Genomic DNA, 13,751 nt, shown 5'->3' on the forward strand with positions numbered 1-13,751 from the left:
CTTACTCCGCCCCACCGATGGTCGAGGTCATACGGATCTGGCGATTGTCGCTGATCTCCAAGTTAGAGAGCACCGCCAGTTGGGGCAAGGAGCGGTGCAGGAAGCGCGCCAGTAGCGGACGTAGCGCATGGTTGACCAACAGCACCGGCGGCGCACCGAGTAATTCTTGGCGCTGTAACGCTTGACGTGCCTGCTCCAACAGGCGATCCGCCAGGCCTGGCTCCAAGCCGCCACCGCCCTGTAGGGCCTGTAACAGCAAACGCTCCAATGGCGTATCCAAGCCGATAACCTGGATCTCACCCTCTCCGGGGAACCACTGCTGGCTAATGGCACGCCCCAACGCCACACGTACCAGCGCGGTCAGCTCATAGGGATCCTTCTGGATCGGTGCGTGCTCCGCCAACGTCTCGATGATGGTGCGCATGTCGCGAATCGACACCTTCTCGGCCAACAGATTTTGTAGCACCTTATGCAGGATGGTCAGCGTCACCACCCCTGGAATAAAGTCTTCCGTCAGCTTCGGCATCTCGTGCGAGACGCGATCCATCAGCTGTTGTGCCTCTTGGCGCCCGAACAGATCGCTGGCGTGCAGGCTGATGATATGGTTGAGGTGCGTCGCCACGACGGTGCTGGCCTCCACCACGGTATAGCCCTGGATTTGCGCCTGCTCACGCAACGCGCTATCGATCCAGATAGCGGGTAAACCGAAGGCGGGATCGGTGGTCGCCTGCCCCTCTAAGGTACCGGCGGCGTTGCCCGGGTTGATCGCCAACCAGCGCCCCGGATGTGCCTCACCGCGTCCGGCCTCGATCCCCTTGAGTAGGATACGATAGCCAGAGGGCTGCAACTCCAGGTTGTCGCGGATGTGCACGACCGGCGGCAGGAAGCCCATCGTCTGGGCGAACTTCTTCCGGATGCTGCGGATGCGCCCCAACAGCTCGCCATTCTGCTGGAAGTCCACCAGCGGGATCAGACGGTAACCGACCTCCAGACCGAGCGGATCTTCCAGTTGAACATCGTCCCAACTGGCTTCCATCACCGGCTGGCTCTCTGGCAACGGCATCTGCTCCTGCTGCTGTTCGGCCTGGGCCGTACGCTTGCTCATCCACCAGGCGGTCCCCAACAGCGCGACGGTAAACAACAGGAACACCAGGTTCGGCATGCCCGGAACCAGGCCCAACAAGCCGAGCACCGCCCCACTGAGGATCAGCACCCGCGGATTATTGAACAGCTGGGTTACCATCTGTTCGCCGACATCTTGATCGGTGCTAACACGCGTGACGATCACGCCAGCGGCAGTGGAGATCACCAACGCCGGGATCTGCGCCACCAGGCCATCACCGATGGTCAGCAGGGTATAGGTCTCCGCCGCCTGCCCGACCGACATGCCATGCTGAATGACACCGATCAACAGACCGCCGACGACGTTGAGCGCCATGATCATCAAGCCGGCGATGGCATCGCCGCGCACGAACTTACTGGCACCATCCATCGAGCCGTAGAAATCGGCCTCTTGCGTCACCTCGGCGCGGCGTGTCTTCGCCTCCTCCTCGCCGATCAGCCCGGCATTGAGATCGGCGTCGATAGCCATCTGTTTACCCGGCATCCCGTCCAGGACGAAGCGTGCACCAACCTCGGCGATACGCCCGGCACCCTTGGTGATGACCATGAAGTTAATCAATACCAGGATGATAAACACCACGATACCGATGGCGAAGTTTCCGCCCACCAGGAAGTGACCGAAAGCCTCGATCACCTGCCCCGCCGACGCGCCACCGGTATAACCGTTCATCAGGATCACACGCGTCGAGGCGACGTTGAGCGACAGGCGCAACAGCGTGGAGAACAGCAAAATGGTGGGGAAGGCGGCGAACTCTAGGGTCTTCTGAGTAAACATCGCCACCAACAACACCATGATCGACAGGGCGATGTTGAAGGTGAATAGCAGATCCAGCACGAAGGGCGGCAACGGCAGCACCATCATGGAGAGGATCAGCAGGATCAGGATCGGCCCGGCCAATACCTGCCATTGAGAGTCTTTCATATTGCCGGGGAGGCGCAATAGCGCGGCCAGATTAGCCATCGGTCGGTGTTCCTTCTACGGAGTCAGTAACGCCAAAATCCAGTGCGGGCGGCACCGGTAAATTTGTCGGTTTCTTCGGAGCCTGCCCCCCTTCACGTCGCCAGCGTTTCAATTGATAAACCCAGGCCAATACCTCGGCTACCGCGGCATACAGGGTCGCGGGGATCGCCTGGCCGATTTCGCTGTGACGGTAGAGCGCACGCGCTAAGGGCGGCGCCTCCAGTTGGGGGATACGGTGCTCCATGCCCAACGCCTTAATACGTTGAGCAATATTGCCTGCGCCCTTGGCCAAGACCTTAGGCGCACTCATCTTGTTCTCTTGGTACTGCAAGGCGACGGCATAGTGCGTCGGGTTGGTCACGATCACGTCGGCCTTCGGTACGTCGCTCATCATACGGCGGCGGGCGGCGGCACGCTGCTGTTGGCGAATGCGCCCCTTAACATGCGGATCGCCCTCCTGCTCCTTAAACTCATCCTTGATCTCCTGCTTGGTCATACGCAGCTTGTTAAGGTTGCTCCATAGCTGATAGAAGACGTCAAAACCCACCATCGGCAGGAGTCCCAACACCACCAATAAGCCACACATCCCCACCAGATGCAGGGCATCGCCCATCGCCTCCAGCGAGGACTCGGTGATCAATCGCAGCATGCGCGGCCAGTAATGCCATAAGAACCACCCCGTCACACAACCGACCAGCGTGGCCTTGAGCACCCCTTTCAACAACTCGGCCAGCACCTGGCTGGAGAACATACGCTTGAAGCCGGTAAGCGGATTCAGACGATTCAGCTCACACTTGATCGAGCCAGGATTGAACAGAAAACCCCCGATCAGCATCGGCGCACACCATCCCACCAGCATCAACCCCAGCAGAACCGGTAAGAGCGCGGCGACGGCTTGGCGCAGCAGCATGCCGAGCTGGATCAGCATCTGTCGGTCATTACTCAGCAGCAGGTGATCGAAGTGCAACCCTTGGGCGATCATCACCGCCAAGGAGCTCGCCAAATAGTCGCCGCCCAGCAGCAGAATCGCCAAGCCGACGGCCAACATCAACATCGAGGTCAGCTCACGCGAACGGGGGATTTGCCCCTTCTCACGCGCTTTCTCTATTCGGTGGGGGGTGGGGTCTTCGGTTTTTTCCAGATCACTCTCTTCTGCCACGGCGTCCCCAACTGCAATACCTAAAATTACGCAGTGCATAGCATGCCAGAGTGAAAATGAAGCGATGGCGGGAATAGACGCCGTGAAGCGGGGTTTATCGAGCGATCGCCGCCACCGCAGGTTTGCAGACGCGCATCGCGGGCGGGAGAAAGGGACTTAGAGCCTATCCCAGTAGGCGTGTATTGTTGCAGCCAGTTTGGACACGGACAGCGCGGAACAACCGGAGCGTACACGCAGTACGTGAGGATTATTCGCTTCGCTCACCCTTCGGGCCGCCCTGAAGGGCGTTCAAAACTTCGCTAAGTTTTGTGTGAGCACTGCCCAGGGCCAAAATGGCAAATAAAAATAGCCTAATGGGATAGGCACTACTTAAGGCTATTTTAAGTTTCTCTACTTAGGCTTAGACCATTTTTTGCATCTGCCCTCGGGCAGCCTATCGCCTGACAGGCAGGAGTCTTCATTGTCACATAAAGGCCTTTCCGCCAGCTTTCTTACCGTCATGCTGTTGTTGGCCGGCTACTTCACGCTGGTCCTGAACATCCCGATTCTGTTACATTTCTACCGCATCCTGCATGCCTTGGGTGAGTATCGCATCGGCTTTGTCATCTCCATTCCGCTGGTGCTGTTCGCTGCCCTGCTGTTTGTGTTTATGCCCTTTAGTTTCCGCCCGTTGCTGAAACCTTTTTTCGCCCTGTTGCTGGTCATCACCGCGCTGGCGAGCTATGCCCAGTACAAGTATCAGGTGATCTTCGACCGTTCGATGATCGAGAACATCTTCGAAACCAACAGTGCCGAGGCCGGCTCCTACCTCAACCGCTATGTGGTGGGCTGGCTGCTGTTGGCGGGGGTCTTACCCGCCTTGCTGCTGCTGAAGACCCGCATCATCTACGGGCATAACATTCTGCTGCGTCTGGGTATCCGCCTGCTCGTGATGCTGCTCTCCCTGTTGCTGATCGCCCTGGTCGCCTGCTTCTATTACCAAGATTATGCCTCTGTCGGGCGTAACAACCGTACCCTGAATCTGGAAATCCAACCGGCCAGCTATCTGTATAGCACCGCACAGTATATCGACCGCCGCTACCTGACCAAGCCGATGCCCTTCCGTAAGGTGGGCGAAGATGCCAAACTGGTCGCCCAGCCGGGTGAGAAACCGACGCTGGTGTTTGTCATCCTGGGGGAGACCGCGCGCGCGCAAAACCAGTCACTGGGTGGCTATGATCGGGAGACCAACCCCTATAGCGCCAAACAGCCGGGGCTGATCTATTTCCGCAACGTGACCTCCTGCGGCACCGCGACCGCCATCTCCGTCCCCTGCATGTTCTCCAACCTGACGCGGGAGCATTACGACGGTAACGTGGCCCGCAACAGCGACAGCGTTATCGACGTGCTGCACCGTGCCGGCGTCACCACCTTCTGGCGCGACAATGATGAGGGCTGTAAGGGCGCCTGTGATCGGACCCCGAACGAGTTGGTGCCGACCAAGGCCGATAATCCGTTGTGTAACGGCAAGACCTGCTTCGATGAGGTGATGCTGGAGAACCTACAGCAGAAGATCCCGGATGATGGTAAGAGCAAACTGCTGGTCTTCCACTTAATCGGCAGCCACGGCCCCACCTACTACCTACGCTATCCGCCGCGTTTCCGCGTCTTTATGCCGGATTGTGAGCGCAGCGACATCGAAAACTGTAGCCAGCAGCAGTTGGTCAACACCTATGACAATACCCTGGTGTATACCGATTATGTGGTGAATCAGTTTATTGAACGACTGAAAGGGTATGAGAAGCAGTACAACGTCGCCCTGTACTACGTCTCTGACCATGGCGAGTCGCTCGGTGAGAAGGGGCTCTATCTGCACGGAACGCCTTATCAGTTCGCCCCCTCCGAGCAGACCCATGTGCCGATGTCGCTCTGGCTGTCGGATGGCTATGCCAAAGCGAACCGCATCAATCTTCAATGTCTGCAACAGGCCGCACGTGATGGGCACTTCTCACACGATAATCTGTTCCCGACGCTGCTCTCGATGATGCATGTCACCACCAGCGCGGCAAATCCGCAGTTGGATATTCTGCAACGCTGCCGCGATTGATCGCCAACGCCGCCCCCGCCAGTGGGGCGGCGTTGTCTACACAGCGCGATATATATCACAATCCTCTCAGTACAACCTTTTTAATATCAACGCCGCCCGCATAATACGTTAACCTCTAAAACGCCCACACTATATGACACGGCTGTGCACGCTGGCGTTTACGGTATGACCCGCACGAGCACATCACGCGCCCAGAAAAAGAAGAGGAACGGATCCGTCATGATTAAGTGGCCTTGGCGTACGCAACCCCCGAACGCGCCAGACAACCATCCCTGGAGTGAGGCCTGTACCATCCCGCTGCTAGCGGCGCTGAGCGACGACGAGCAACGACGCCTGATCACGTTGGCACAACAAGTCATCCGCCAGAAACGCCTGGTAGCCCTTCAAGCGCTTCAGGTCACACCGCTGATGGAGGCGCGTATCGCCTTGTTGTTTGCCCTGCCGATCCTGGAATTGGGCATCGACTGGCTCGATGGTTTCCACGAGATCCTGCTCTATCCGCAGCCCTATCTGCTGCATGATGAGTGGGAGGATGACATCGGACTGGTGCACAGCGGTCCGGCGGTGCAGGCCGGCCAGTGCAGCCTGCAGGGACCGGTGCTGCTCAACTGGCTGGATGTGCGCGACTCTTTCGACCGCTCCGGTTACAACCTGATCATCCATGAGACGGCACATAAGCTCGACATGCGTAACGCCGGGATCGCCAACGGTATCCCGCCGATCCCATTACGGGAGATCGCCGCCTGGGAGCACGATCTGCATGCCGCCATGATGGCGATCCAGGAGGAGGTCGAACTGTTGGGCGAAGAGGGCGCTAGTCTGGATGCCTATGCGGCCAGTGAGCCGGCGGAGTGCTTCGCCGTCCTCTCCGAATACTTCTTTAGCGCACCGGAGCTACTGGCAGAGCGCTTCCCCGCCGTCTATCGCCACTTTGTGCGCTTCTACCGCCAGGACCCGCTACAACGCCTCTACGATAGTGGCCTATTGCAGCCCTCACCTTCAGCCTAACCGAGGTGGTGAGAAAAACAGCACTCGCACCCGGGCGCGCGGGTTAGCGGTTGACAGGGCCCTGCGTGGCCGTTATGATGCGCCCCGTTGTAACGATTCCTCTGTAGTTCAGTCGGTAGAACGGCGGACTGTTAATCCGTATGTCACTGGTTCGAGTCCAGTCAGAGGAGCCAGATTCCTGAAAAGCCCGCCTTGTGCGGGCTTTTCGTTTTTGCGCTGTTAGCGTATGCAACGCGCGCGTCACACCATTCCCCCGCACCATCGCCCCCCATCCCCCCCTATTCTCCAGCACCCTCGTGATAGACCGGTAGCGTCGCCTTAAGATGTGCGATAAAGGAACGGGTTAATGGGTTCACCACCCGAGACGTCTTTTCGATGGCGTACAGATAGTGAAAAATCCCGGCATGGTAATCCGGCAACAGATGCACCAGCTCACCGCGCGCGATGTAAGCCTCTGCCAGATAATCGGGCAGGCAGGAGACGCCATTGTGATTCAGCAAGACCTTGAGCAAAGTCAGGCTAGAGTTGGAGGTCAGACGCGAGTCCACCGCGATCATCTGCTGCCCATCGCGACCGCAGAAGACCCACTTATCCTGATAGCTCATCACCGGATTGGTAAGACAACGGTGGTGAGAAAGATCCGCCGGCTGAGTGATCGCCGGCTTGCCCTGCAAGTAGTGTGGGGAACAACAGTAGATCCAATTCACCTTGCCCAACAGAAAGGCGTTTGCGCGCTCCCACTGCCGTTGAGTGATCCTGAGCACCATATCAAAATTTCTTTCCGCCAGATTAATCAACTCATCGTTGAGATCGACATGGATCCTGACGCGCGGGAACTGGCGTTGATAGGCGCTGATCGCATCAGGTAAACAGGTCGAACCATAGGCCACCGAGCAGGAGAGGCGCAGTACCCCCTCTGGCTCCGTCTCGCTATGCAGTTGAGTAAAGAGATCCTGGCAGGCATCGAGCAACATAATCGCCCGGTTAAAGACCGCCGTGCCCTGTTCCGTCAGGAACAGGCGACGCGTACTACGCTTAATTAACAGCACGCCCAATTGCTGCTCTAAGGTTGCCAGGCTTTTGCTCACCGCCGAACGAGATAACCCCAACTCTCGCGCCGCCTTACTCAGGCTCCCCATCTCGATAATACGCACAAAGACACTGAGTTGATGCAGAGTATACGCATTAAGCATTGATGTTCCCTCTTTTATCAAGAGAACGGAATGGAATTGATTAAATTAATACTATATGGGGAAACGAATAAATAACAGGACTACGTTCCACCGGGTAATCCACTAGCACTCGACAATGAATTTATTATATTTCACCAATAGTAAACTTTATTCTCACAGGATCACAATTTATGATTTTACCAGTAGGCGGCAAACAAATAGTGAGGTTATAAGTGGCGAGCTGCCCACTCCTCTCCCACTAATATAATGGTAAAATTATGGATAATAGCCATGATATTTCACAAGCTGCGATTAAAGGTAAAATCCCATTCACCAGTTATGATGCGGGCTGGGTCATTCTGTGTATCGGCATGGCCATCGGCGCCGGAATTATTTTTCTACCGATTCAGATTGGATTAAAAGGGATCTGGGTCTTTACCCTATCGGTATTATTCGCCTACCCCGCCCTGTATATGATGCAAGCGCTTTATCTAAAGACGTTATCTCAAAGCCCAGAGTGTAAAGATTACTCCGGGGTGATCACCTACTACCTGGGAAAAAACTGGGGGTTCTTCCTCGGCATTACCTATTTCATCATGTTACTGATCGGCATGCTGACCTACTCACTCTCTGCCACCTTCGACAGCGCCTCCTACCTGCAAACCTTCGGCCTAACCCAGGAGCCCCTGTCGGATCGCTGGTGGTATGGGCTGCTGATCTTAGCCTTCCTGGTCGGCATCGCCGCCCAGGGTGAGCGACTCATCTTCAAGGTGTCTGGGCCGATGGTGTTAATGAAGCTGGGTGTGGTCGTGCTGCTCGGGATGGTGATGATCCCCCACTGGAACTTCAGCTATATCGGCAATATTCCGCCCCTGGGTGAGCTGCTCGTCGGTACGATTCTGACTCTCCCCTTCACCCTATTCTCCATCCTGTTCGTCCAGATCCTCAGCCCGATGAACGTCGCCTTCCGTAAGGTCGAGGCCGATCCGATTATCGCTACCTACCGTGCGCAGCGAGCCAGTCGTATCGCCTATGCCATCCTGGTCTGCGCCGTCCTGTTCTTCGCCTTCTCCTTTACCCTGTCGTTAAGCCATGATCAGGCGGTCGAGGCGGCGCAGCACAATATCTCGGCGATGGCCATCGTCGCCAAGGTCATTCCCGGCAATATCATTAAGATAATGTCGATAGCATTAAATATTTCCGCCATCGCTACCGCCTTCTTTGGTAACTATCTCGGTTTTCAGGAGGCCATGACCGGCATTGTCGTAAATATTCTCTCACGTTTTATCGATGAGCAATCTATCAATGAGAAACTCGTCAGCCGAGGGATCACCCTCTCTATAATTATTTTATTATGGGGTTGGGTACTGACACATTTCCCTATTCTCTTATTATCTCAGATAGCCGCCCCTGTTGCCGGCATTGTCTCCTGTATTATCCCCTGTTATCTGGTGTTTAAAGTCCCAGCATTAAAGAAATACTACTCTTGGCGAGTCGTCTTTATCTCGGCGATAGGTGTACTGCTTTGTCTATCGCCTTTCTTTAAATTCTTCGAGTAAAAGGTAAGGTTATGAAAAGCGCTTCAGAGATCAATAAATTTAAACTGGATACACGCCTCTCTCTACTCGGGCGCAATCCCGATGAGCAGTGGGGCTTCGTTAATACACCGATATACCGTGGTTCGACGGTGATCTTCAACAGCTGTGAGGATATTCGGCAAGTCAAGGCACGCTTCGCCTATGGCACGTTCGGCACCCCGACCATTGAGAGCCTAGAGAAGGCCTGGTCATCCCTGTGCGGCGCCGCGGGCACGGTGATCTCCCCTTCCGGGATGGGCGCCTTAGCGCTGGCACTGCTCTCGGTCACCCAACGGGGCGACCATATTCTGGTCACCGACTCGGTGTATCGCCCGACTCGTAATTTCTGCGATACCTTTCTGGCCAAGTATGGCGTCAGCGTCAGCTACTATGATCCGCTGATCGGGGAGGAGATTGACAATCTGATCCTGCCCAATACCCGGATGATCATGTTGGAAAGCCCCGGCTCACAGAGCTTCGAAGTACAAGACATCGGTGCAATCGTCGCCGTCGCCAAACGGCGCCAAGTGACCACGGTGATCGATAACACCTGGGCAACACCGATTTTCTTCCAGGCTCATGCTCAGGGTATCGATCTCTCGGTCGAGGCGGGCACCAAATACCTGGGTGGCCACTCCGATCTGCTGATGGGGTTGGTTTCGGCCAACGAGAGCCACTGGCCCGCCCTGCGCGCCACCTACGATGCCTTAGCGATGCTCCCCGGCGCCGAAGACTGCTTCCTCGCCTTACGCGGATTGCGCACCCTGCACCTGCGGGTCAAGGCGGCGGAGACGCGTGGGCTCGCCCTGGCCGAATGGCTGCAGGCACAACCGGAGGTCAGCCGTGTCTTGCATCCCGCCTTCGCCGACTGTCCGGGGCACGCTAACTGGCAGAAGTATTTCTGTGGGTCCACCGGCCTGTTCTCCATCGTGCTGGACAGCCGTTTCAACCAAGATAACGTCGATGCGATGCTCGATGGCATGAAGGTGTTTAGCCTGGGCTTCTCCTGGGGGGGCTTCGAGAGCCTCATCGTGCCTTTCGACTGTCGCGACTACCGCAGCGTCACCCCCTGGGCCCCCGGCGGCATGACACTGCGGCTCCAGGTTGGCCTGGAAGATATCGCCGACCTGCAGGATGATCTGCGCGAGGGATTCCAACGCCTATCACGCGGCTAAGCCACCCTGCCGGGGGATTCCGCCTTTCTCCCGGCAGGTTCGCCTTATCGGGTTAACGAGAGACACGCGCCGCTGCCGATAGATCGCGCACCACCGAGCCGAGGATCGGCTTCTCGGCTTCTCGGCTTCTCGGCTTCTCGGCTTCTCGGCGAAAAATACAGCCAATAACCGACTAAAATGCAATCCACTGCTGTCATATTCAGCAACCGGATGATAATAATCGATTTCCCTATTTACACCCCCCAGCGGCTTCGCTATGATGCGCCTCGTTGTCAAAATTCCTCTGTAGTTCAGTCGGTAGAACGGCGGACTGTTAATCCGTATGTCACTGGTTCGAGTCCAGTCAGAGGAGCCAAATTTAGAGAAGCCCGCTTAAGGAAACTTAAGCGGGCTTTTTGCTCTGTTCACACTGTCTAGCGCCCCGCCTCTCCCAGACCGATCGCCCAGCGATATGCAGAAATATTACGCCGATTGCTGCCAGATTCAGCAAACGCGTTCACTCACGCATTTCCTACTTTACAGCATGAGCACGCTTCGCTATGATGCGCCCCGTTGTCACAATTCCTCTGTAGTTCAGTCGGTAGAACGGCGGACTGTTAATCCGTATGTCACTGGTTCGAGTCCAGTCAGAGGAGCCAAATTTAGAAGAGCCCGTCTTCGGAAACGTAGACGGGCTTTTTGCTGTTTGGCGATTGAGGCAGGCTCATTTCGCTGTGCCTCCGCCCGCGAGGCATGGCATTAGCCCGACGCTTTACCATTAATGTACTGAAAATCGACGTTTTGTTGTTATTCTAGCCGAACGCGCGCGCCGTACGATTTAGCCCTTTACAGCCCTACGCGCCTTCGCTATCATGCGCCCCGTTGTCACGATTCCTCTGTAGTTCAGTCGGTAGAACGGCGGACTGTTAATCCGTATGTCACTGGTTCGAGTCCAGTCAGAGGAGCCAGATTTAGAGAGGCCCGCTTAAGGAAACTTAAGCGGGCTTTTTGCTGTTCCTCATCGAGGCCTCTCCCCTTACTCCCAAGGTGGCTCTTTTCCTACGTTCGGTGCAGACTTCTCGAATTAATGGACTGAAAATCATCGAATTGCCGTTATTCTGGGCGAACGATTGCAAGCGATGATTTAACGCTTTACAGTCCCGCGTCCCTTCGCTATGATGCGCCCCGTTGTCACAATTCCTCTGTAGTTCAGTCGGTAGAACGGCGGACTGTTAATCCGTATGTCACTGGTTCGAGTCCAGTCAGAGGAGCCAAATTTAAAGCAACCCGCTTAAGGTCACTTAAGCGGGTTGTTTGCTTTTATCGCCCCTCGATAAACCAAAAGAAAAAGGCGCGATCGTCGATCACGCCTTTTGCTGTTGAGATTCATGACGGGCGATTACTTCTCGTCTTTGTGCTCGCCTTCGCCCAGCGCCTTCAGCTTCTTAGAGAGCTCGCGACGCTCTTTGGAGAGATCGGCGTTCTTGATGATGTACTCATCGACGCGATCCTCGTAGTTGCCGCGCATGTCGGCAATGATCGCCTGAATCGCTTCAACACTCATGCCCGGCTTGATGTACTCGCTCAGGTTGTCCAACAGCAGCACACGCTTCTGGTTGTCGCGGATTTTCTTTTCGATGTCCGCGATCTCACGCTGGAGCTTGTTCTTGCGGCGGAAGGTACGCACGAATTCCAATACGTTCTGGAACGTCGGCTTGTTTGCATTTTCCATATCAACACCTTTGCTTAAGTTAAAAAACCAAACCTGGCAGCCCATCGGCTGGCATACAGCGCTCTATTGCTGTTTGTACCATCGACAGGGAGACAAGAACAGCCCATTATCACAATAAAACGGTATGACTGCCGAGTTTTTATGCAACAAACTATGGCGTTACTCTGCGCGATTGGCGTTCCAAAGGATGCATTGAGATAAAAAAATCCGGGCCGAAGCCCGGATTGATTGAGGCAATGACGGCGAGATTACTCCGCCAGCCATTCGGTATGGAATACCCCTTCCCGATCGGTGCGCTGGTAGGTGTGGGCACCGAAGTAGTCGCGCTGCGCCTGGATCAGGTTAGCTGGCAGCACCGCCGAGCGATAGCTGTCGTAATACGTGATGGCGGCGGAGAGGGTCGGCACCGGTATCCCCTGCTGTACGGCGTAGGAGACGACATCGCGCAACGCCTGCTGGTACTCGTCGGCGATCGCCTTGAAGTAGGGCGCTAACAGCAGGTTGGCCAGCGCCGGGTTGGCGGCATAGGCGTCGGTGATCTTCTGCAGGAACTGGGCGCGAATGATGCAGCCCGCGCGGAAGATACGCGCGATCTCACCGAAGTTCAGCGACCAATCGTACTCATCGGAAGCGGCCTTCAACTGCTGGAAGCCCTGGGCGTAAGAGACAATCTTACCCAGATAGAGGGCACGGCGGACCTTCTCGGCAAAGGTGGCGCGCTCTGCGGCCGGCAATGTCTGCGCCTGCGGGCCGGTCAACACCTGTGCGGCGGCGACGCGCTGCGTCTTCAGCGAGGAGAGATAACGGGCGAAGACCGATTCGGTGATCAGGGTCAGCGGGATGCCCAGATCCAACGCGCTCTGACTGGTCCACTTACCCGTCCCCTTATTCGCGGCCTCGTCCAGGATCACGTCGACCAGATAGTTCCCTTCGTCATCTTTCTTGGCGAAGATGTCAGCGGTGATCTCGATCAGATAGCTGCTCAGCTCGCCACGATTCCACTCGGCGAAGGTTGCCGCCAGCTCGTCGTTGCTCATGCCGACGGCATGCTTCAGCAGGGAATAAGCCTCGGCGATCAGCTGCATATCGCCATATTCGATACCGTTGTGCACCATCTTCACATAGTGCCCGGCGCCATCCGGCCCGATGTAGCTCACACAGGCCTCGCCATCTTCGGCGACGGCGGCGATGTTACGCAGGATCGGCGCCACCAGCTCGTAGGCCTCCTTCTGCCCGCCCGGCATGATGGAAGGCCCCTTCAGCGCACCCTCCTCGCCACCGGAGACGCCGGTACCGATAAAGTTAAAGCCCTGCGCCGACAGCTCGCGATTGCGACGAATGGTATCCTGGAAGAAGGTGTTGCCGCCATCGATCAGGATGTCTCCCGGCTCCAGATAGGGGGTCAACGAAGCGATGGTCTTGTCCGTCCCCTCGCCCGCCTTCACCATCAGCAGAATGCGGCGCGGCGTCTCTAGCGAGGCGACAAACTCGGGGAGCGAGTGGTAAGGCACCAGTTTCCGTCCCGGATTCTGCGCCATCACCTCATCGGTTTTCTCGGGTGAACGGTTGAAGATAGAGACGCTATAACCGCGGCTTTCGATGTTCAGCGCCAGGTTCCGCCCCATGACCGCCATTCCCACTACGCCGATCTGTTGTTTGGACATGACAAACTCCTGTGTAACCAATACCGGCTGTGTCAAATGCACAGCATAAATGTAGGTATTATGTTAACTCATGTTTGCGTTTCAAGGGTATCGATTGCTGCTATCGCTAACCGTTT

At 56.3% G+C, this 13,751-nt stretch carries 9 protein-coding genes and 5 tRNA genes; 9 read left to right on the forward strand and 5 right to left on the reverse strand.

What is annotated here, in order from left to right; translation table 11 throughout:
* Position 1: 1 nt before the first annotated feature.
* Positions 2-2,083, reverse strand: coding sequence for a flagellar biosynthesis protein FlhA (gene flhA / locus DCL27_RS10725; RefSeq protein WP_005284272.1), 2,082 nt, complete (start codon positions 2,081-2,083; stop codon positions 2-4).
* Complete coding sequence (gene flhB / locus DCL27_RS10730) at positions 2,076-3,242, reverse strand: flagellar biosynthesis protein FlhB (RefSeq protein WP_005292831.1); 1,167 nt, start codon at positions 3,240-3,242, stop codon at positions 2,076-2,078. Before flhB ends, flhA begins: the two co-directional genes overlap by 8 nt.
* 460 nt (positions 3,243-3,702) lie before the next feature.
* Here flhB and DCL27_RS10735 point away from each other — a divergent pair, with 460 nt between their 5' ends.
* The 3 genes from DCL27_RS10735 (at position 3,703) to DCL27_RS10745 (ending at position 6,509) form a co-directional block, all read left to right on the forward strand.
* Positions 3,703-5,328, forward strand: coding sequence for a phosphoethanolamine transferase (locus DCL27_RS10735; protein WP_005292828.1), 1,626 nt, complete (start codon positions 3,703-3,705; stop codon positions 5,326-5,328).
* Between the two features lie 219 nt (positions 5,329-5,547).
* Positions 5,548-6,336 carry a DgsA anti-repressor MtfA gene (gene mtfA, locus DCL27_RS10740; protein ID WP_005292825.1) on the forward strand — a complete coding sequence of 263 codons (789 nt, stop codon included), beginning with the start codon at positions 5,548-5,550 and terminating at the stop codon, positions 6,334-6,336.
* 97 nt (positions 6,337-6,433) lie between these two features.
* Positions 6,434-6,509: transfer RNA gene (locus tag DCL27_RS10745), tRNA-Asn, on the forward strand.
* 105 nt (positions 6,510-6,614) lie between these two features.
* On the opposite strand, the gene DCL27_RS10750 is transcribed toward DCL27_RS10745, so the two are convergent.
* Positions 6,615-7,529: a LysR family transcriptional regulator gene (locus DCL27_RS10750; protein ID WP_035598415.1), complete on the reverse strand. Its 915-nt coding sequence runs from the start codon at positions 7,527-7,529 to the stop codon at positions 6,615-6,617.
* Positions 7,530-7,786: 257 nt separating this feature from the next.
* Here DCL27_RS10750 and DCL27_RS10755 point away from each other — a divergent pair, with 257 nt between their 5' ends.
* From DCL27_RS10755 to DCL27_RS10780, 6 genes are all read left to right on the forward strand, one after another.
* Positions 7,787-9,067, forward strand: a complete 1,281-nt coding sequence (locus DCL27_RS10755; RefSeq protein WP_035598412.1) for an amino acid permease — start codon at positions 7,787-7,789, stop codon at positions 9,065-9,067.
* An 11-nt stretch (positions 9,068-9,078) separates the two neighbouring features.
* A complete protein-coding gene (metC, locus tag DCL27_RS10760) occupies positions 9,079-10,260 on the forward strand; it encodes a cystathionine beta-lyase (RefSeq protein ID WP_035598408.1) in 1,182 nt (393 codons plus the stop codon).
* A 279-nt stretch (positions 10,261-10,539) separates the two neighbouring features.
* Positions 10,540-10,615: transfer RNA gene (locus tag DCL27_RS10765), tRNA-Asn, on the forward strand.
* A gap of 207 nt (positions 10,616-10,822) precedes the next feature.
* A tRNA-Asn gene (locus tag DCL27_RS10770) sits at positions 10,823-10,898 on the forward strand.
* 233 nt (positions 10,899-11,131) lie between these two features.
* Positions 11,132-11,207, forward strand: a tRNA-Asn gene (locus tag DCL27_RS10775).
* Positions 11,208-11,437: 230 nt separating this feature from the next.
* Positions 11,438-11,513 (forward strand) — tRNA-Asn (locus DCL27_RS10780).
* Positions 11,514-11,638: 125 nt separating this feature from the next.
* On the opposite strand, the gene DCL27_RS10785 is transcribed toward DCL27_RS10780, so the two are convergent.
* A complete protein-coding gene (locus DCL27_RS10785) occupies positions 11,639-11,971 on the reverse strand; it encodes a DUF496 family protein (RefSeq protein ID WP_005292779.1) in 333 nt (110 codons plus the stop codon).
* 248 nt (positions 11,972-12,219) lie between these two features.
* The gene (gndA, locus tag DCL27_RS10790) at positions 12,220-13,635 is read right to left on the reverse strand and encodes an NADP-dependent phosphogluconate dehydrogenase (RefSeq protein WP_035598330.1); all 1,416 of its coding nucleotides are present in this window, start codon (positions 13,633-13,635) and stop codon (positions 12,220-12,222) included.
* Positions 13,636-13,751 lie beyond the last annotated feature (116 nt).

It is taken from the genome of Edwardsiella tarda ATCC 15947 = NBRC 105688 (genome assembly GCF_003113495.2).
Taxonomy (GTDB): Bacteria; Pseudomonadota; Gammaproteobacteria; order Enterobacterales; family Enterobacteriaceae; genus Edwardsiella; species Edwardsiella tarda.

What these genes read in the sequence shown, in the direction of transcription:
- DCL27_RS10785 (WP_005292779.1), bottom strand. Translation starts at nt 11,971, where the DNA reads ATGGAAAATGCAAACAAGCCGACGTTCCAGAACGTATTGGAATTCGTG.
- gndA (WP_035598330.1), bottom strand. Translation starts at nt 13,635, where the DNA reads ATGTCCAAACAACAGATCGGCGTAGTGGGAATGGCGGTCATGGGGCGG.
- flhA (WP_005284272.1), bottom strand. Translation starts at nt 2,083, where the DNA reads ATGGCTAATCTGGCCGCGCTATTGCGCCTCCCCGGCAATATGAAAGAC.
- metC (WP_035598408.1), top strand. Translation starts at nt 9,079, where the DNA reads ATGAAAAGCGCTTCAGAGATCAATAAATTTAAACTGGATACACGCCTC.
- mtfA (WP_005292825.1), top strand. Translation starts at nt 5,548, where the DNA reads ATGATTAAGTGGCCTTGGCGTACGCAACCCCCGAACGCGCCAGACAAC.
- DCL27_RS10755 (WP_035598412.1), top strand. Translation starts at nt 7,787, where the DNA reads ATGGATAATAGCCATGATATTTCACAAGCTGCGATTAAAGGTAAAATC.
- DCL27_RS10750 (WP_035598415.1), bottom strand. Translation starts at nt 7,529, where the DNA reads ATGCTTAATGCGTATACTCTGCATCAACTCAGTGTCTTTGTGCGTATT.